Here is a 19834-nt window from a genome sequence, read left to right on the forward strand (position 1 = left end):
ATTCACATTGATTTCTTACATTCCGGGCAGGCTTTGCCCCTCGTTGTTGAGATAAATGAATGCTTTGGGGTTATACACTTGCACATGGGGCACAATTCATTATTCTTGAATATCTTTTCCACTGCCTGAAGATCTGCCTCATAAATATGTGTGTCCCATCCGGTGGCTATAAGTGACTCTATCTCGTAAGGTAAGTCCTGTTCCTTGAACACCTTTTTGAATCCTTCTACAATGGCAGGGATATTTGCGGGGAATCCACCGAACGCATCCCATGATCTATACAATATGTATATCCTTACCTGGGTGTCGTTTAAAAGCTCTACTTTATATGCTATCCAGCATGGCTGGTCTTCATATTTAGGGATGTGGACTTCGTTCTCCCAGAGGACACCAACATGTCTCCTGGATCCTGGGCGCAGGTTGCTCACATTTTCCTGCAATGTATTATATGCTGTTTGTCCGTACCTGAACAATTGCTTAGCATAGCAGTAGTCGAATTTCCTCTTGTCGTCATCTGAAAGTGAAACGTACCAGTCTGCATACTCTTCCGTGAGTTCTTCCTTGTACTTCTTTATAAGGTTCTCTCCAAAAGGTACGGCAGGATTGACCTGCATGTTGTTCACATCCTCTATGTATATAGTGGCGTGCACTCTCTTTGTCATCGTTTTGTAGTCGGGTTTGTGCTCCTCCCCTTTTTCATAGATCTCGCTGATCAATTGAGACCATGCCGATGAGATCGTTTTTGCTTTTATCAGTACAGCTTCCATGTCACTCATTCCCTGTTGAAGTCAGTTTACTTTAGATGATGCCCTTTTGAAATAAAAATTATTTTATTAAATTAGATGTATCCTCACGGATATAATCATTGTTATTATTCATTGGTTGTTTGTGTGTCATATTTCCCAACCAGTGCACTTGCAAGCATTATAGCTTTAGTGTAGTGCCCTCCAACTCTGGATGTGTCAACAAATACATAATCATCCATTAATATTGGTGCGCCAAGTCCGTCTCCTCCTCCGAGGAATACGAGTGTCCTGAATATGAGATTGCCTGATATGCCATCGGGAGCAAGTATAAAATTTGCTTCCTTTATTGCATCCTCAATTAGTATCGTATAATGTTTTGCATCGATTCCCTGCTCTCTTATCCTGTTGACAATGAAGTCTCCTTCGGCAAGTGTCTGGTCTACACGTGGGTTACGTCCCAGGTCTCCCAATCTTCCTCCTGAAAGGATGCCTACCACTGGCTCTATGTTGAACCTGCGGATGTATTCAACTCCAAGTTTGATGAATCCTATCTTGTCCGCAAGCTCGTTCCCTTCATCTATGCCCACAGGTGCGATAAAAAAAGGAGTTCCTTCATTTGTTTGTAACAGGGCTATTCTGTGCAGGCTTTCCTGATTTAATATTTTCTTGAGGTGCGCCAGTGTTTCCGAAGCCCCTGCGGTTCCTCTGACTGCAGCATCCACATATCTGGATTTTAACAGGTCTCCAATTGTTCTTTCAGGGTCATTGGTTCCTATTATCTCAAGATCTGTTCCTATTTCTTCGATATCTCTTTTGTTACCCACAAGCAACACATGTGCATACCCTGCTTCATGTGCATCTCTGGCACTTTTCAGCATTTTCGGGCTGGGGTTACGTACTCCTATTGCAACTCTTGCCTTATTTTGTAATGCCCTTTTTTCGATCAGGCTAAGGAGGTTCTCTGTACTTTTTGATCCCATGGGGTGATACCTGCCATCAGTAATATCAATCAGAACAATCAAAGTGATGCAAACATTAATTACTTTTCCTGAATATTGGGTTAATAACATGACTGTGCAGATGGAATGGGCAGAAAAATACAGGCCAAAGACACTTAGTGATATCGTGGGTCATAAAAAAGTGATAGATGACCTTAAAAAATGGGGTGAGCAATGGGTGCATGGTGCTCCTGAATTAAAAGCAGTGCTTCTCCATGGTCAGGCGGGTATAGGTAAAACCTCTTCTGCATATGCATTTGCAAATGATATGGGTTGGGAAGTTATAGAGCTCAATGCCAGCGATCAGAGGACTGCAGGTGTGATTGAAAAGGTAGCAGGCTCAGCATCCAGGATGCAAACTCTGACTGGTTCGTCTGCAAAACGGCTTATTGTACTTGACGAGGCCGATAATATTCATGGAAATAGTGATCGTGGCGGAGCACGCGCAATTGTTGATATTGTCAAAAAAACAAGTCAGCCAATCCTGCTTATTGCTAACGACCTTTATGGTATTTCTTCTTCATTGCGTTCATTATGCCTGGAACTCAAGTTCGGTTCAGTACAGTCTCGTTCCATGGTACCGGCACTTAAGGATATTGCACGGCAGGAAGGGTTAATGTGTGGTATTGGTGTGATCGAGAAAATCTCGGAGTCTGCAGATGGTGATTTCAGAAGTGCTGTAAATGATCTGCAGGCAGTTGCCATGGGTCGTACAGAGATTGATATCGAAGATATTTCCACATCTGAGCGAGATACCAAAGAGTCCATATTCAAAGTAGTGGGGAGGATCTTTAAGGGCAAGGATATCTCTTCTGCTCTTGAGGCAACTTATAATCTTGATGAAACACCAGAGGATCTTATTCACTGGGTGGATGAGAATCTTCCATACCAGTACACAGGTAAAGGCGAGGAAGCACTGACTCCCGATATTGTCCAGGTTTATTCCTATCTTTCGCGTTCCGATCGTTTTCTGGGGCGTGTGCGCAGGCGGCAGAACTATCGCATGTGGCGTTATGCAGGTATGCTTATGACTGGGGGCACTGTTGTTTCAAAATCGCGCAGTCGTGGTGGTTTTGTAAAATACCAGTCTCCTTCTCTCTGGCGTAAGATGGGGCAGATGCGTTCCAAAAGAAACATGAGGAACAATATAGCTGTGAAAGTTGGAACTCATTGTCATGAATCAATGCGTTATTCCCGGCTAGAGGTTGCAGGACTCTATTCAAAACTTCTGGAGACAGATGTCTATTCAGTAGAAGTTGTTGCAACACTTGGGCTTGATATGGATGAACTTCTTTATCTTCTGGGTGCCAAGAAAGTCACTAAAAAGATTCAGGCTCTTTATGATGAAGCTCAGGAGTTACGCAAACATGTTCTTCCTTCGGACGAGCCTGTCTTTTTTGTAGAAAGAAATGCTCCTAAAAAAGATCCGTCCCAATTGAGCCTGGATAAATTACCAGTTTCAAACAATGATGTGCCTGTTTTAGAGGAATCTTCGTTCCCAAAAAAGGAACCTTTAAAAAAGCCACAAAAAACTCTTTTTGATTTTTAGGTGTTTATTAGGGGGTGTATTGTTCTTTTTATGATGTATGCCGTGTATAGTAAATGATATCTATTTTTAAAAGGCTATAAAACATCATGCATATTCAAATACACATACTATACAATCTCTATTTTACTGCAAATTTACTCGTATGTGGTTTCCCATCTATTTGCCTATGAACATTACTGTGGCTACTTGTTTAGATTCTCATTATATGTGATTGTTTATACAGTTGTACTATTTATGTATGATTTGTCCAAGTGGGTGGAATAAGGCACTCTGTTATTTTTATAAAAAGTATATGCGATAGTATTCTTGGTAATAACGTTTGTAAAACATCTGGTTATTGAAGTACGATAAACACAGTCAGCTACGTATGTGGGGGTATTCTGTGGGTTCTGCTTCAGTAAAATCAAATGAAAAATATGGAGTGGAGTATGAGCGGGTTGGGGAGTGGGGGTTATTGTCAAAAAGAGGATAACCCGCTCATCTACATTCTAGTATGCATACTCTGATATATAAACACTTTGCTACTCATCATCATTATTATGAGGTCGTTTCCCGATATGTCTGATTATGATATCTACTGTGCTCGATATTACTTTTAATTAACATGGAATATTTCATTGAAAACTGCTAAATACCTTGCATCCCACTTCAGTGATAGTGATACAATGGTAATCGGCGTAACTATGGTAAATGTGCTGCCTGGCAGCGAAAGAACAGCTTTCAATGAACTCCACAAGATTGAGGGAATAAAGGATATCTATCATGTATTTGGTGAATATGATTTTGTTGTAGTGATTGAGGTGGATGATCTGGGAAGTCTCAATAGTATTGTAGACCTCATCCGTGAGACTGGATCTGTCACTGCTACTCAAACTATTGTGGGTGCAGAATTGAAGTGATTCGTAAAAAAGATTTTTATATATTCCGAGTTATTCTTTTCTGGTCACAAGGGATAGTGGCCAACAACGGACGAGGAAGATATTCTTATGGATAATCCAATTGCAGAAGAACTTGCAAAAAACCAAAAATCGATAAGTGTTGCAGAGTTCTTTGAAAAGAACAGGCAGATACTGGGTTTTGATTCTGCTCCGCGAAGTTTGATAACAACGGTCAAGGAAGCAGTAGATAACTCCCTTGATGCGTGTGAAGAATCAGAGATACTGCCGGACATATTCCTGCACATAGAAAGGGCCGGGAAAGATAATGTAGTTATTATCGTTGAGGATAATGGACCGGGAATCGTTAAGGAACAGATACCAAAGGTATTTGCAAAGCTATTGTATGGTTCCAGGTTCCATGCGATAAAACAAAGCCGTGGCCAGCAGGGTATAGGCATATCAGCTTCTGTGCTTTATGCTCAGTTGACTTCGGGTCATCATACCAAGATCACATCAAAGATAGGTCATGGAAAACCTGCTCACTATTATGAGCTTATGATAAATACAAGTACCAATGAGCCCGAAATTCTTCTTGACAGGATTGTGGATTGGGATCGTCCGCATGGTACACGTATTGAAATGGAAATGGAAGCTTCCTACGTAAAAGGAAGGCGTCAGTCCATTTATGAATACCTTAAGGCAACTGCAATTGTTAATCCTCATGCCCGGCTCACTCTGATAGAGCCTGATGGTAATGAAGTGGTCTTTGAGAGGGCAACGGATAAACTTCCTGTTCCTGCAAAGGAAATATTGCCGCATCCTCATGGGATAGAACTTGGTACTCTCATGAAGATGTTAAGATATACTGAGAGGCAAAAACTCTCTCCTTTTTTGAGGTACTCTTTTTCAAAGATTGGGCATCTGGCATCTGAAGAGATATGTAAAGCATCAGGTCTTGATTCTGATCTTGATCCTCATGAGATGACCAGGGAGCAGTCAAGGAAACTGCTTGATGCATTCTCAAAAGTTAAAATAATGGCTCCACCGACAGACTGTTTGTCTCCGATAGGTGAAGAGCTTATTTATAAAGGGCTGGAAAAAGAATTCAGTGTCGATTTCATAGCCACGACAACAAGGACAGCTTCGGTATTTTCCGGTAACCCATTCATTGTGGAAGTCGGTATTGCATTTGGCGGTGAATTGCAAAAGGACGACCGTGTAGATATAATGCGCTTTGCGAACAGGGTTCCTCTTCTGTACCAGCAGGGCGGTTGTGTAATTACGCATGCCATCGAGTCTATTAAATGGAAGCAGTATGGATTGAACCAGCCAGGTGGCGGTTTGCCTTCCGGCCCGGTAGTTATTCTGGTACATGTTGCTTCAACAAATGTTCCCTTCACATCTGAATCTAAAGATGCGGTTGCTGATATTCCTGAAATTAAGGATGAGATTGAGCTTGCTGTAAAAGAAGTTTCAAGGAAACTGAATAGGTATCTTAACAAACGCGACAGTCTCAAGAAAAGACGTGAGAAAGAAATAATAATCACAAAAGTGCTTCCAAAACTTGCAAAGAAACTGGCTGAAACTCTTGATAGAGAGGTTCCTGACATAAATCCGGTAGTTGCAAAGGTCATGGGTAACCTTCTTGTGGACCGGATCGTTGAATCTGACGGTAACGGTGGAGTAAATGTGTCTATACGAGTCAAAAATTTTTCCAGCAAGAAGCAGGATTTCAAGGTTCATGACATGGTTCCATTTGAAATAGAAAATGCAGTGCCTGAGCCCAAGGTCATAAATATGGGTGGCGATTTCGATTATATATGGAACCTCACCGTTTCTCCTGATTCTTCCAAGGTTGTAAAATATTCTGTAGCAACTCTTGATGATGCAGGTATAGCAAGACTTCCGTCCCTTATAGTTGAAGGCCTTGATGAAGAGCTTGTTACTGGTGCTAAAGCTATAAAGGGGTGAATGAATGGCAAAAGAAATATCTCCACAGAGAAAAGAGCATGATGAGGTCGCAAGCAACCGTTTATTGGGTCTTGCAGGGGAATTTTACGACCAGTTCATTGATGAGGTCGTCCCTAACGTATCTCTTCCCAGTCGTACAAAGGCAAATATCGAATACAGTGAGGATAGTGATGTCTGGGTATACGGTGACAGGGAAACAGAGAGAAGTGCAAAGACTGTAAAAGGTGCTTTCCAGTTATTGAAAACATCTCATGTGATCGATTTTCTTGTAAACAACCACCTTGGGCAAAACAGGGGCTCAACTTTAAGAGAGTTGTATTATATCTCGGAGAACTGGGATATAGCCAAATTCCGTGAACAGCCCGAAAGTGACAGGCTTATAGAGGATCTCGAGATCATATCCGGTCTCCAGAGGGAATACTTCCACATGCGTCCTGAGGAGGATGGTGCCACTATGTTCGGTCCGATTCGCCTGCGTGAAGAAACAAAGCGTGGGGACCGCGTGATCCATTGTCAGGAGGATATTGGTGAGAGTGGCTACCAGATCCCGTTCAATGTGGAGAATATCGAATTTTTGGATACTGATGCGAAATTCATTATTGCCATTGAGACTGGTGGTATGTATGCCAGGCTTATTGAGAATGGTTTTGATGAAAGGAATGATGCCATACTTGTTCACCTCAAAGGCCAGCCTGCACGTTCAACTCGTCGTATCATTAAGAGAATGAATGAAGAAATGAACCTTCCGGTTGTTGTTTTCACTGACGGTGACCCATGGTCATATCGTATTTTTGCTTCTGTGGCATACGGTGCTATAAAAAGTGCTCACCTTTCAGAGTACATGGCAACCCCCGGTGCCCAGTTCATTGGTGTTCAGCCCTCTGATATTGTGGAATATGAGCTTTCCACGGATAAATTGACTGATAAAGACGTGGCTGCCCTGAGGAGTGAACTTACTGATCCAAGGTTTGAAAGTGATTACTGGAAAGAGCAGATAAGCTTACAACTTGAGATCAACAAAAAGGCTGAACAGCAAGCCTTTGCAGGAAAAGGTCTGGACTTTGTGACAGATAAATACCTGCCTGAACGTTTGACAGAACTCGGGATACTCTGATATCCCGTTTCAATTATTTTCTGTTCCTTGGTTTGAAATTCCTGCATATTGCACTCTGGGATACTTTCATTGCTTTTGTATCCGTGTGATGGCAAATGCCATTTTTCTGGAACTTGCATGAATTGCAGGCATATACTTTCAGGTTGAGATTATCCTGTATCATTTTTTCTTTTATGAGGTCTTCTCCACAACCTTTGTGGTATTTTATGTCTCCTTTGCTGCAATTCAATGCCTGTGACAGAAGTGTACTTACTGCAGGTGGTTCCCGTCGTGTATATGTCTGGTTCACAGCCATTTTTTTTGTAGGTATGAATGCTGAGGCTCTTTTTCCTCCCATCTCTTCTATGGCTTGATTCAAACTTTCAATATGGTCTTTGATCTTGTCGTTATCTGGTTGCTGTTTTAATGCCTTGTTCATAAAGTTCAGGGCTGCCTCGTTCCTTCCGAGTTTTTTAAGGGCAAGACCCTTGTTATACAATGCAGGAAGAAAACCTGACATGTTGTATTGGTTCAGTATCCTGTCATAGCATTCAATTGCTTCGTGGAACTTCTCTTTTTTATGAAGGAGCATGCCTTTGTTATTCAGAGCAGTGGGATTGTTGGGGTCTAATACCAGTGCAAGGCCAAAATAATGCATTTTCTTTTCAGGGTCTTTTTCTTTCAATCCCTGTTCTATCCATTTATCGGATTCTTCAGAAGTCCTTTTTCTCATTGGTCGGAATAATAGTGGAATTCTATATTATTCTTCTTGCCAATCAGTGATTCATTTAAAAAAGCTTATATAGCAAAATTGTTCAAACCACACATCATGTTTTTGAATGAAACTATTCCTCTTTATATTAACAAGTTCGTAAGTTCTCAGTCCGGGATATTCGGTTCGGATATTGCAGCCGCTGCAATAGTTCTGGTCGCTTCTGTTGTAATTGCTTTTATTGCTGATATTCTGTTTGAGAAGTTCTTCCTGCATTATGCTGCAAAAACAAAGTATGATTGTGATGATCTTATTGTGAAAGCACTCAAAAAGCCGATATTCTATACAATATCGTTTGTCGGTGCATTCATTGCCGCAGAAATCATATTTTCTGGAAATGTTGCAGTAGAGGTCATAATGGGATTACTCCTTACGGCTCTTGGTGTTGTATGGGTACTGGCACTTCTGCGAATCAATAGGATCCTTTTTAAACATGTATTTGCAAGTATTGTCCGTAAGACTGATTCCAAAATGGATGATGAATTGCTACCTCTTTTCAAAAACATAATTGATGTTCTTATTGTCTTCTTTGGTATCCTTGCAATACTTAAGGGTGTTTGGGATGCAGATATATTGCCTCTCTTTGCTTCGGCAGGAATTGTAGGTCTGGCTGTAGCTTTTGCAGCACAGGATACGATATCCCAGTTCTTTGGCGGCATTTCAATTTACTTCGACCAACCCTTTAAAAAAGGAGATCGGATCGAGATTGATGATGGTGAGATTGGTATTGTTGAGGAAGTCGGCATTCGCAGTACAAGGATAAAGAATCTGTACAACAACATGATCGTTATACCCAACAGCATAATAGCGAATAGTAAAGTGACCAATTATACTTCTCCTGAGGAAACCATGATGGTAAAGGTAACTATTGGCGTTGCCTATGGCTCTAATGTGCAGAAAGTAAAGGATGTCCTTACTGATATTGCAAAAAGTACGAATTTCGTCCTAGATGATCCGGCTCCATATGTAAGGTTCGATAATCATGGGGATTTCAGCCTTGATTTTGCAATAATAATGTGGGTGACGCATCCTGGTGAAAAGTTTACTGTCATAAACGAAGTAAACACAAAGATCAATGCTGAGTTCGAGAGAGAAGGTATTGAAATTCCTTTCCCCGTTCGGACTATCATCAGGCAGAATTAATATTGTTTTGTTAGCAGGATATTCTCCTGCTACTATTTTATCAGGTTCAATCTAGGCAGTTGTAGAATCTGATATCCATTTAAGGTATTCTTCTTCGCCATCAATTTCCCATGATATGATTGCTGGGAGGTCGTAACTGTGCATTCTTTTTATGCATTCTGTGATGGCTTCTACTCTGCAAGTTGTTGTTTTTATGGAAAGTGCAATTTCCCTGTCCTCTTCTATTTTCCCTTCCCACATGTAGATTGAATCAATCGGGTGCATATTAACACACGCAGCAAGCTTTTGCTCAACGAGTTTATGGGCTATTCTTTTAGCTTCCTCTTCATCTTTTGTTGTTGTATAAACTATTGAGAACATTGCATATCACATCGTAGCTTTAAACAATGGTTATATATTTTCAGTCTCTATTTATATTAATGTCCAATGATAATCCTGTTATCTATCGCGAGGTCCAGAAATTCAATCAATTCTGGGTTAGGCTACTTATCATTTTGCCTGCTGCAATGGCATGGTATGGTGCCATAGAACAATTAGTATATGGGCGTCCATATGGTAATAATCCTGTATCTGATCAGGGTATGATCGCTATCTGGATTATTTTTGGTTTTCTCTTTCCTTTGTTCATGATGTCTATACGTCTGATAGTTGAGGTAAAAGGTGATGGCATTTATGTAAAGTTCTTCCCTTTCCATTTATCATACCGGCATTTCCTATTTGAAAATATTAGTGCGTATGGTGCCATAAGTTACAGGCCTATTCTTGATTATGGGGGGTGGGGTATAAGGTGCGGTTCTAAAGGTAAAGCTTACAATATAAGCGGCAACAGGGGTGTTATGCTTCAATTCAGGAATGGCAGGCATCTGATGCTGGGATCACAAGAAGCGGAAATTTTTAAGATGGCTATAGACCAGGCTCAAAATAAAAAAGTGAAGTAATTCATTCAAAACGATGTTTCATCCCTGTTTTATCTCTCTGTCATACAAATTATGAGTTTTCATACAAGTGTTGATTGCTTCATAATTATCCTATTTTTACTTTCATACATTTATTCTTTTTATTTCTGAGTTAATTGGTGTATAAATTTCTATTACGTGATTTGTATTACTAAATACGAAATGTATTGTTTTGGTTTGTTTGATATTTCAAATTTGAAATATACAACAAAACATATTCTTTTTCAGGTATACACACATTTGCTTTTTATTATATATGGTCAATTAGTTCTTCATGGACAATGAGCTGACTGAAATGGAGGATGTTGAACTTGAACATTATATCCCCGCAATCTCGAAAAAAGATATCATTGACATTATCATTGCTTATGACATCAGTTTCATCAGGAATTTCGGATCAGACCTGTTCTATGTTGAGATGGTTGATGGTGAACCGCTTGTCCCTATGAATCCCAGGGGGGATTATCCTCCCGGAATAGAAAGATTATTCAGTCTGATGGCCAGGGAAAGGATCAGCATTATAAGTTACAAGAATGAAAAATTAGTGAAAGCATATTTCCCGGTAAACAATAATGATCTCTGATCTGCAAATGCGTTGCCAGTTCATATTATTGGAAAAATTTATATAATATTCAATGTTACTACCCAAAATATTGCTGTAACTGGCACTTAATATTTGTCTTTTCACTGATCGGGTTGATGTTAATGGTATTTCCTGTTGTATGGGTGTATTGGGTATTCAGTCTCACAATCGTTACTTATGTGTCTGCATTTATTATCAACAGATACAAAGAATATGGATTTGCTGCATTAGTGGCCTTTTATACAATTTACCTTGCTGCTTCTCAGATTGTGGCAACCCGTTTAATAGAATTCGACCTTGGATTCTACACTTTCTTTGCTCCGGCTGCAGTATTCCTGTACCCTTTCCTTTCACAGGCAATTGATATGATCAATGAGGTATATGGCGAGAAAAAAGCCCATATTGCCATTATCATTGCTTTCGTTACGCAGGTTTTGCTGATAATGTTCATTGTAATGACCAATAGCCTTAATCCTGCTCCTTTCTTTGAGTATGAGACTGCCTGGCAGAGTATATTCTCACAGGGAATACGGATCGTCCTTGCATCATGGGTCTCTTTCCTCGTATTCCAGAACCTTGATGCCTATGTGTTTGCGTGGATGAAGTCACACTATCCAAAACAGGTATTCTTAAGGAGCGCATCAAGTGATATATTGAGCTTGACCCTTGACAGCCTGATATTTGTAGTACTTGCTTTTTATGGAGTTGCTCCACTTGTTCCTCTTATAATCGGACAGATTGTGGCTAAGAATCTAATTGGCTTGCTTGATACTCCCTGGTTTGTATGGTATAAGCGATATTTGGAAAACAATTCTTCCATTAATAACCAATAAGCTGCGCCCAAATTTCTTTTCAGGAAATAGTTTTTTATAGCTTTAGAATCTATAAAAACAAAGAGTGGAATGAATTCACTATATAATCTAAGAGACTGGTTCTACGAGTGTGACAGGTTTTTGTTCCTGGCGGAAGTACATTACCATAAGGATAATGTTATTCCTTCAGAGCATAAGTTTGCTCATGAACTGACAAGTTCCTGTCTGGACAACATGTTTCAAAGTATCAGAGGCATGACCAAAGAAGCTGATAAATATATCAGTTTTGACACATGTGTTAGTCAGGATGAATTATCCAATTTGAAGGAAATACTTGACAACATCTCATCCGGTAAATGGGATAATATGGATGTTGAGTGTATTATTAAAGCACAAAAAATAGTTCACAAGCTTGCAAATGCTGTTAATGCCGATATTCTCCAGAATAATGAATGTCGTGGCCATCCGCATATTTACAATGCATGCAAGATCAAATAACATAGCCTGAACTTTTTTATTTTCTGTTTTTTCTTATGATTGTTGAAGATGTGCCGTCATCAGCATACATGTCAAGTGGTATCAGATCACAGATATCGGGTATTTCCATATCCTTATCGATGTCCGCATTATTTCTTCTAAATACCATGAATCGAATGTTATATTTGTGAAAATGATCCAAAAGGCTTTTTTTATCTTCTCCGTCCCTGTAATATTTCTCATTGAAAAGCCTGTTAAGGGTATCTGTGCCTATCAGGAATATGGAATTGGGGAAAAGGATTGCTTTCTCTGCAAATAAGGGTGAATTAGTGAGAAAAATATTTCCCATATATTTTTCTTCCCTGTATTTTAATAGTGAGTTAATTCTTTCTTTAAGAGATATATAATCAATTGGTGGCTTGTCAACATTTGCCAGTGAAATTTCGAAGTTAACAGGCTCTTTGTATTTATCAGCAGCGATTTTTGCCATCTCAATATGTTTGGTATGGCATGGGTTAAAGGAGCCTGAGAATATGATTCTGGGTTCGTTATCATTCAGTCCCAGATCTATCTTCAAAGGTTGAATTTCCTTTTTTGAATTGATGCTTTCAAGGGTTTTAAGTAATAATTCTGCCAGGGGTAACTCTGCCTTCGCCTCATCTTTAATAAGTTCCTTAACTATTTCTTTTTTAAACATGGGGTATTGCAGTTTTTCATCTGGATTGCATGTAGCTGCTATATTTTCAATGATATATTCGGTTGCAGCTTTTTCCTGTTCTTCCCGGTTGGTATTTTCTTTTAAAAAAATACTTGATGTAGTTGTTTTAAGATATGATTGTGAAGCAAAGTGGATCTCATGTTGCCTGCCTTTACGCTCATTTGTGATTCTTGCAAGTTTGCAGGTAACACCAATACCTACCAGTTTCTCATGGTTATTTTTCCCTGCCATTGAGTTTAGGTACAATGCATGTCTGTAAGCTGACATTGCCATGTCCCTTGCAGTATCTGTTGAAGCATATCTTAATGGTTCTTTTCCGATAAAATTATCAAGAGACTCTTTGCTATAGGGGACGATTGCTTCGATCAGTGTGTCTGAACCTCTGCCATAACGCAACAATTCACCAATCGATTCTGTGCCACCGCCGGTTATTGCCAATACGATTCTGTATTGCGAATCATGTATCATGCTGATTATGTCCGGAATCTTGGTGTCATCTTCATTTGTGTGCATCACGTTTCATTCCAAGTTGCAAACGTTTTCTATAAATGGGCTATGTCTTTCAGATGTTTAATATCTATATCTATTTACTGTTTTTTCTCATCTAATCATTAATATCCTCTTATTATTATAACAGTAGTTGTATGTGTGCGATATGCTTTTATAGAGTAAATAACTACAATATTATCATTCATTTATTATATTTATTGACTTTATCTTCATGTTTATTAACTTGAAAACAGGCAGTGGTATTCTTCGTATAGCTACTCATGGGCTTGTTGCATGTTATGGTGGAAAATATGATTAAAATAATCTGAGGGAAAAAATGTCACATATACTTGTAATAGAAGATAATCCTGTTAATATGGAACTTACTGTAGACCTTCTGGAGTCATATGGTTATCAGGTCACTCCTGCAGAGGATGGTTTCATAGCTCTGGAAAAAATAAAGGATAACCATTTCGACCTCATCCTTCTGGATATACAATTGCCTAAAATGGATGGGTTGGAAGTGCTCTCACGCTTAAAGGATAATGGAAGTACAAAAGATGTTCCTGTAATAGCCTTAACTGCACATTCTATGCGCGGGGATGATGAAAGGTTCATTGCAGCTGGATGTATTGATTATATCTCTAAGCCAATTGATATTCATAGTTTCAAAGAAAAAGTAAAATATCATCTTGAAGCTTCGAAATGAGTACTAGGCCAAAAAGGGATTAGAATAGGATATGAAACTGCGCTCCAAAACGTTACTTGTTTTTAGTTTCACTCTCTTTTTTCTTGTATTGACACTATACATAAGTGCAGGTTCAATCATATTTCAGAGCTTTGAGGATCTTGAGCGCCAAGATGTCTCTGACGATATGGGCAAAGCGCTTGATTTCTTCGACCATTTAAAATTTACCCGGGAAATAATTGTTCAAAACTGGGCTACAGGGTTTGATACTAATGAATTTATCCAGAATAATAATTCGGGATACATAGAATCAAATCTGGCTAATGATAATTTTAAGGAATTAAATTTGAACATAATCGTTTTTCAGGATGCTTCCGGAGAAATTGTCTACAAAAAAGCATATGATCAATATACTGATGAAGAGATTCCTTTCCCGCAGGACCTGATTGATATTCTGTCGGAAGATAATCCGATGATGCCGTCATCTGATAACAATTATGCTGCTTCCGGTCTTGTAATGCTATCAGAAGGTCCCATGATCTTTGCATCACGTCTTATAAAAGAATCCCCTACAAACAACACTTTAAAAGGTACTGTCATAGCTGGCACATTCTTTGATTCTGGTATAGTTACTTATTTTTCGGATGTCCATAAAATACCTCTGAATTACCATCTGCTTCAGGGTTCAGAACTTGATCCGGAAATAGGACATATGATGGAATTCATCGGGGACGGTAAGGAATCGGTTTACATTCAGCCAGCCAGCGAATATAGTATAATGGGTTATTATGTTCTGGAGGATATCTATGGTACACCTGCATTATTGCTGGAGGTCTCAACACCTCGTATAATCTATCAGAAGGCCAGGACCACATTTGCCTATTTCCTTTATGCTATCATCTTTATAGGTTTTCTGTATGGTGTGGTAAGTACAGTATTCCTTGAAAATTCCATACTGTCCAGATTGTCTTTCCTCACAAGGGACGTAGATGCTGCAAAAAAAGATTATTCAAGTTCAGGTAAAATATCCGTATCAGGCAATGATGATATTTCTTCTTTGGGATCCAGTATTAATCACCTGATGGAAAGACTTGATGAGAGAGAAAACCTTTTGTCCTCTATCATCGAATCATCTTCAGAAGGTGTGATCGTAATTGATGAGAATTACAGGATCACACACTTTAATTCCAAATTTATAAGGATATGGGATATTCCTGAGCAAATTCTCACAGAAATGGATGGGCTTAAGCTACTTGATCACCTGAAAGATCGAATGGTAGACCATGAAGATATGCTTGAACGTCTGCGTAAAAATCATATGTCTGCAAAAAGGACATTCAGTATAGCGGAATTTAGGGATAACACATTTTTTGAAGTCTCATCTTTCCCTCTGGTTCAAGATGAGGAAGTCGTTGGTCGTATCCTGAGTTTCAGGGATATTTCCGAACGAAAAATGGCTGAAGATTTTCTTCAGGAAAAAGATCACAGGTACAGATTGCTTTTTGAACACTCCAATGATGCTATTTTCATTATAAAGGATGAGATCATTCAGGATTTGAGCAATAAAGCTTGTAAGTTGATATGTGAATCAGACGATGAAATTATTGGCAAATCCATACTTGACCTCGTAATTGAGGATAAACAACATTCAATACATGAATTGATAAAAAGTGCCTTGATTGATTCTTTTAGTAAACGTGAAGTAGAAGTGAAAAAACCCGATGGCACATTTATGGATGTGGAGATTACTGCCACAGTTGTCGATACAGAGAATAACCTGATTCAGCTAATAATTCGGGACATTACAGAACGAAAGGAAATAGAAAGACTGGAGCAGGAAAATAAAGAAAGGATGAGTCTCATTCTTGATAACATAAATTGTGGCGTCATTGTTGTAGATGCATACAGCCATGAAATTGTTGATATTAATCCTACTGCACTGGACATTGTTGGTTTCAAAAAGGAAGATGTTCTGGGAAGGGTATGTCATAATTTCCTCTGTCCGGCAGAAAAAGGCAACTGTCCTATAACTGATCTCAATAAGGTAATAGATAGGTCGGAAAAGGTAGTGATGAGATCAGATGGGACACAGGTTCCCATTCTGAAGTCTGTTGAAATCGTGGAACTTGGGGTGCACAAGCTATTCATTGAAAGTTTCTTTGATATAAGCAAAATCAAGGAAACAGAGAACGAACTTCTGGATCAAAAAGTACATGCTGAAACTGCGAACCGTGCCAAGAGCGAATTCCTTGCTACCATGAGCCATGAATTGCGTACTCCTTTGAATTCTGTTATAGGATTTTCAGACCTACTGCTGGATGGCAACTTTGGTGACCTGAATGAGAAACAAAGCCGTTTCATGTCAAATATATCCACCAGTGGAAAACATCTCTTGAATCTCATTAATGACATACTTGATATTTCCAAGATAGAAGCCGGAAAGATGGAACTGTTTTATGAGATATTTGATTTTGCAGACATGATCTCAGATATTCACTTAATGATGAAACCATTGGCAGCAAAAAAAGACATTTTGCTGGACTTTGAAGTGGAGCCTAAGAATATCTTGATAAATGCTGACAGAAGTAAATTGAAACAGGTACTTTACAATATCATTGGCAATGCAATAAAGTTCTCTCCTGAAAATGGTAAAGTTCAGGTTGATGTTTCAACAAAGGACAATATGCTTAATGTCAGCATAAAAGATAGTGGAATAGGCATATCCAGGGATGATCAGGTAAAACTTTTCCAGCCTTTTGTACAGATAGACTCAGCCATTAATAGAAAATATGAAGGCACCGGTCTGGGTCTTGCCCTTGTGAAGAATCTTCTTGAATTGCATGGTGGAAGTATCGGTGTGGAAAGTGAACTTGGAGAAGGTTCTACTTTCTTTTTCTCTGTGCCAATTAATCATGAGATCAAAGATCTAAGCCTTGGATTAGTTTCTATTAGTGATGCATCTTTGAACGATACCTCTTTGTCTTCTGAAGATAATTTTGTTATTTTGGGTCCAAAAGGTTCCACGGGTTTTGAGCCACTTATCCTTGTAGTAGAGGACGATGTCCACTCAAAGGAACTACTGGGTATAATGTTGAACAAGGCGGGGTACCGTGTGGTACTTGTTGAAGATGGTGCAAAAGCCCTTGAAATTGCAAAAAAGATTCATCCTTTTGCAATAACCCTTGATCTTAATTTGCCTGGAATGGATGGAACTGAGGTTCTGGAAAATCTTAAAAATAATAATTATACTTCTTCAATCCCTGTACTTGTATTATCCTCACTTGGTGAAAAAGATGTGGGGATGGTTGTAGGTATTGTTGTAGGTATTGTTGATCACTTAACAAAGCCTATCGATAGTAATCGTCTTCTTCAGATACTCTCTGATCTGGAGAAAAAGTCAGAGGGAGAATGATTAAAGATCCTGGTGGTAGATGATCTCTACTTTGAAGGCTGATTGTCGAACCATACCAATTCCTTTGATAGTATGTACTGCAAAAGATGTGGACTGTGAAGAAATGGATTTCCTCAATAAAAACGCATGTGTTATTATCCAAAAGGGCATGTTCTCAAAAAAAGACCTTTTGAATTGTATAAAAGATGTAAAAAAACTATCATCTTCAGAAAATTAAAAATAAAAAGAAATATCATTCAGGAATGATATTGTCGGTCTGCAGTTCAAATTCATTCGTGATACCATTCACATCAACGGTGTAGATTCCTTTTTCAAGACCATATACATCCAGAACAATTGTATTTTCGAATGGGACAATTGCTTCAGTGCATATTGCATCTGCAGGTCTTGTTGTTGTTATATTGATGGTGAAGGTATTTTTCTGATCGTTAAATTCGATATTCTTCTCATGTATCTGCGTACAACCATCAGGTAGGTATCCGGTTGCGATCACATGTATCTGAACCGGAAATGATTCCAGGATAAGTATCTCTGTATCTTCAACAACTGCATTATTGTACACATATTCACCATTGAGCTGATCAGTGGTTTCTGTCTCATTGTCTAAAACGGTCGGCGGTTCAGCACAGCCAAGAGAAAATGTCGCAATTGTGACAATGACAATAGTAAGTAAGACAAAGATTCCTAACACAGTATTATTGTTGGTTTTCATAAACTCCCTCTTTTAACCCCATTATCTCAATGTCATTCCATACATAAATGTCTTGCTTAAACTACGAATTTGTTTGAAGTTAAGCTATTGAATCCCAATTCTGGAAGTAGCTTCAGCTTTTTGATGCCAGTATCTGAGTCTATGAATCCGGGAAAAGCAGGTTTAATTTTTCCATGTATCTGGCTAATTCTTCATCTCCCCTTTCTGAAGACATTTTTCCCGCAGCAAATGTTAAATGCATATCCAGTACTTCCATCCCTACATACTCGAATGTGCAGTGGTTGATGTATTTCAGTAATTCATGGATATCTCCATGTTTCCCTCCACTGGAATACCAGTCTTCTTCTGCACCGGTACTTATTACCATCATTGCTTTCTTGCCTTTCAGTAATCCGTTCTCATATACTCTTTCTTTTATCGGGCTGAATGCAAAACCTGCTGCAAAAACCCTGTCTATCCAGCCTTTCATTATTGCTGGCATACCGGTGAAAAATATTGGGAACTGGAAAATCAGGACATCAGCCCATTTTATTTTTTCCATCTCTGTCATTATATCTTCAGAGAACGTACCTTCCTTGCTTGCTGTCATTTGTTCAAGAAATGGATTGAATGAGTCCGTTTTCTTGCGTTGCAAAAAATCATTTTTATCAAGTACTGGTTTGAAATCCATTACGTACAGGTCGGAAAGCCGTACATTGTTGCCTTTGTCCTTCAGTGTTCTAATGGCCATCTCTTTCATGGCTGAATTGAAAGACTTCGGTTCAGGATGTGCAAAAATATATAATATATTCATATTACCCCCATTTACATCTTTTATTTTGTATTACTTATACATTTGTATAAGCAGTACTATTTGCAAAGGGGGTATTATAAAAGTAAAAGTACTTCCTTTTCCTGGCTCACTTTCTCATAAATTCTATTATGTCATTCAGTAATTCCACAGTCTCTGTAAGTCTGTAGTTTTCTATATCCTCATGAGTGTGAATTGATTTGAAAGAATGTGAACCTGGTTTTATCTTTGGATTGATAGCTGCAACCATTTCTATAAGTTGATCGATTGCCTTTGGATTGATATCGAATTCTTCTTTTCTTTCTGCGAGCACTTCGATCAATTGCCCAATACCTTTATGCGTGTCATTCTGGAAGTCATAATAAAGAGATATTTCTTCGTCGGATACTGGGTGGAAATTGATTCTTATAATGTCTATCAACAAATTTCTGATCAATTCTTTTGAAAGCAAAAAAGTTGCCATAAAGAATCCACGCTTGTGACATGAATTTATCTCTGCTCTTATTGAATTGTAATGTTCATCAGAAAAATCGATATCCATCAGTTTTTCCTGTTCTGATATTGAGGATGAAGGTTGTGTGGACATCGGATTTATCTTCACAAATTTCTCAAGTTCAAAGGAGAAATCGGTTATCCTTGAAGTAGCCTGTTCCAGGATCGATAGCTGCTCTTTCAGCCTCTTAGTAGTTATTCCGTCCGTATAACTTTTTGGCTTATCCTTAAAATATACCCCCTGGATGTAATCCTGTATGGTATAAGTATATTCATTTGTTCCTGAACGGTTATTTGTATGATATAGACTCTCAAATCTGGCTGCTTTATCAGGAAGCATGCTTCTTACGATGGGCAAACATCTGGTGTACCATTTTCCATAGTCCGAAATAAACTCATTTCGGTTCTTTTGATAATCATGGTCACTGATTGCAATTTTATCTTCAAGTAATTCCAGGAGTTCATCAGCTATTCTTATCAGGTCCGATATTTCCTTCTTTGATGCTTCACTGGTCTTTTGTCCGGTCACATATTATATTAAGCAAGTACTAATAT

General features: G+C 38.8%; 19 protein-coding genes. 11 read left to right on the plus strand and 8 right to left on the minus strand.

Annotated elements, in window-relative coordinates; genetic code table 11:
- Positions 1-2 precede the first annotated feature (2 nt).
- Together RE476_RS01660 and mtxX are read right to left on the minus strand one after the other, a co-directional pair.
- Positions 3-776, minus strand: coding sequence for a thymidylate synthase (locus RE476_RS01660; protein ID WP_309308571.1), 774 nt, complete (start codon positions 774-776; stop codon positions 3-5).
- Between the two features lie 95 nt (positions 777-871).
- The gene (mtxX, locus tag RE476_RS01665) at positions 872-1726 is read right to left on the minus strand and encodes a methanogenesis marker protein Mmp4/MtxX (RefSeq protein WP_309308573.1); all 855 of its coding nucleotides are present in this window, start codon (positions 1724-1726) and stop codon (positions 872-874) included.
- Positions 1727-1814: 88 nt separating this feature from the next.
- Between mtxX and RE476_RS01670 the strand changes: the two genes are divergently transcribed.
- The 4 genes from RE476_RS01670 to RE476_RS01685 all read left to right on the plus strand — a co-directional run bounded on the left by RE476_RS01670 (position 1815) and on the right by RE476_RS01685 (position 7256).
- Positions 1815-3293, plus strand: coding sequence for a replication factor C large subunit (locus tag RE476_RS01670; RefSeq protein ID WP_309308575.1), 1479 nt, complete (start codon positions 1815-1817; stop codon positions 3291-3293).
- A 617-nt stretch (positions 3294-3910) separates the two neighbouring features.
- Complete coding sequence (locus tag RE476_RS01675) at positions 3911-4192, plus strand: Lrp/AsnC ligand binding domain-containing protein (protein ID WP_309308577.1); 282 nt, start codon at positions 3911-3913, stop codon at positions 4190-4192.
- A gap of 87 nt (positions 4193-4279) precedes the next feature.
- Positions 4280-6142, plus strand: coding sequence for a DNA topoisomerase VI subunit B (locus RE476_RS01680; RefSeq protein WP_309308579.1), 1863 nt, complete (start codon positions 4280-4282; stop codon positions 6140-6142).
- A gap of 4 nt (positions 6143-6146) precedes the next feature.
- Positions 6147-7256 carry a DNA topoisomerase IV subunit A gene (locus tag RE476_RS01685; RefSeq protein WP_309308581.1) on the plus strand — a complete coding sequence of 370 codons (1110 nt, stop codon included), beginning with the start codon at positions 6147-6149 and terminating at the stop codon, positions 7254-7256.
- 13 nt (positions 7257-7269) lie between these two features.
- On the opposite strand, the gene RE476_RS01690 is transcribed toward RE476_RS01685, so the two are convergent.
- Positions 7270-7968, minus strand: a complete 699-nt coding sequence (locus tag RE476_RS01690) for a tetratricopeptide repeat protein (RefSeq protein WP_309308583.1) — start codon at positions 7966-7968, stop codon at positions 7270-7272.
- A 96-nt stretch (positions 7969-8064) separates the two neighbouring features.
- Here RE476_RS01690 and RE476_RS01695 point away from each other — a divergent pair, with 96 nt between their 5' ends.
- Positions 8065-9150 (plus strand): mechanosensitive ion channel family protein, encoded by a 1086-nt coding sequence (locus RE476_RS01695; protein ID WP_309308585.1) that lies wholly within the window; start codon positions 8065-8067, stop codon positions 9148-9150.
- Positions 9151-9201: 51 nt separating this feature from the next.
- Here RE476_RS01695 and cutA read toward each other — a convergent pair whose 3' ends face one another.
- The gene (cutA, locus tag RE476_RS01700) at positions 9202-9510 is read right to left on the minus strand and encodes a divalent-cation tolerance protein CutA (protein ID WP_309308587.1); all 309 of its coding nucleotides are present in this window, start codon (positions 9508-9510) and stop codon (positions 9202-9204) included.
- A 59-nt stretch (positions 9511-9569) separates the two neighbouring features.
- Between cutA and RE476_RS01705 the strand changes: the two genes are divergently transcribed.
- From RE476_RS01705 to RE476_RS01720, 4 genes are all read left to right on the plus strand, one after another.
- Positions 9570-10088 (plus strand): DUF6141 family protein, encoded by a 519-nt coding sequence (locus RE476_RS01705; protein WP_309308589.1) that lies wholly within the window; start codon positions 9570-9572, stop codon positions 10086-10088.
- 292 nt (positions 10089-10380) lie between these two features.
- Positions 10381-10689 carry a hypothetical protein gene (locus RE476_RS01710; protein WP_309308591.1) on the plus strand — a complete coding sequence of 103 codons (309 nt, stop codon included), beginning with the start codon at positions 10381-10383 and terminating at the stop codon, positions 10687-10689.
- Between the two features lie 116 nt (positions 10690-10805).
- Positions 10806-11522 (plus strand): queuosine precursor transporter, encoded by a 717-nt coding sequence (locus RE476_RS01715; RefSeq protein WP_309308593.1) that lies wholly within the window; start codon positions 10806-10808, stop codon positions 11520-11522.
- Positions 11523-11591: 69 nt separating this feature from the next.
- On the plus strand, positions 11592-11999 hold the full coding sequence (locus RE476_RS01720) for a hypothetical protein (protein ID WP_309308595.1): 408 nt from the start codon (positions 11592-11594) through the stop codon (positions 11997-11999).
- Between the two features lie 16 nt (positions 12000-12015).
- Here the strand turns inward: RE476_RS01720 and RE476_RS01725 are convergent, their stop codons facing one another.
- Positions 12016-13209, minus strand: a complete 1194-nt coding sequence (locus tag RE476_RS01725; protein ID WP_309308597.1) for a nucleotidyl transferase family protein — start codon at positions 13207-13209, stop codon at positions 12016-12018.
- Positions 13210-13522: 313 nt separating this feature from the next.
- Between RE476_RS01725 and RE476_RS01730 the strand changes: the two genes are divergently transcribed.
- Positions 13523-13894, plus strand: a complete 372-nt coding sequence (locus RE476_RS01730; protein ID WP_309308599.1) for a response regulator — start codon at positions 13523-13525, stop codon at positions 13892-13894.
- Positions 13895-13982: 88 nt separating this feature from the next.
- Positions 13983-17285 carry a PAS domain S-box protein gene (locus RE476_RS01735; RefSeq protein WP_309308601.1) on the plus strand — a complete coding sequence of 1101 codons (3303 nt, stop codon included), beginning with the start codon at positions 13983-13985 and terminating at the stop codon, positions 17283-17285.
- A 232-nt stretch (positions 17286-17517) separates the two neighbouring features.
- Here the strand turns inward: RE476_RS01735 and RE476_RS01740 are convergent, their stop codons facing one another.
- The 3 genes from RE476_RS01740 to RE476_RS01750 all read right to left on the minus strand — a co-directional run bounded on the left by RE476_RS01740 (position 17518) and on the right by RE476_RS01750 (position 19808).
- Complete coding sequence (locus RE476_RS01740) at positions 17518-17997, minus strand: hypothetical protein (RefSeq protein ID WP_309308603.1); 480 nt, start codon at positions 17995-17997, stop codon at positions 17518-17520.
- A 139-nt stretch (positions 17998-18136) separates the two neighbouring features.
- Positions 18137-18790, minus strand: a complete 654-nt coding sequence (locus tag RE476_RS01745; RefSeq protein WP_309308605.1) for an NAD(P)H-dependent oxidoreductase — start codon at positions 18788-18790, stop codon at positions 18137-18139.
- 106 nt (positions 18791-18896) lie between these two features.
- Positions 18897-19808: a hypothetical protein gene (locus tag RE476_RS01750; RefSeq protein WP_309308607.1), complete on the minus strand. Its 912-nt coding sequence runs from the start codon at positions 19806-19808 to the stop codon at positions 18897-18899.
- Between the last annotated feature and the right edge of the window lie 26 nt (positions 19809-19834).

This window comes from Methanolobus mangrovi, from assembly GCF_031312535.1.
In the GTDB taxonomy this organism is placed as follows: Archaea; Halobacteriota; Methanosarcinia; order Methanosarcinales; family Methanosarcinaceae; genus Methanolobus; species Methanolobus mangrovi.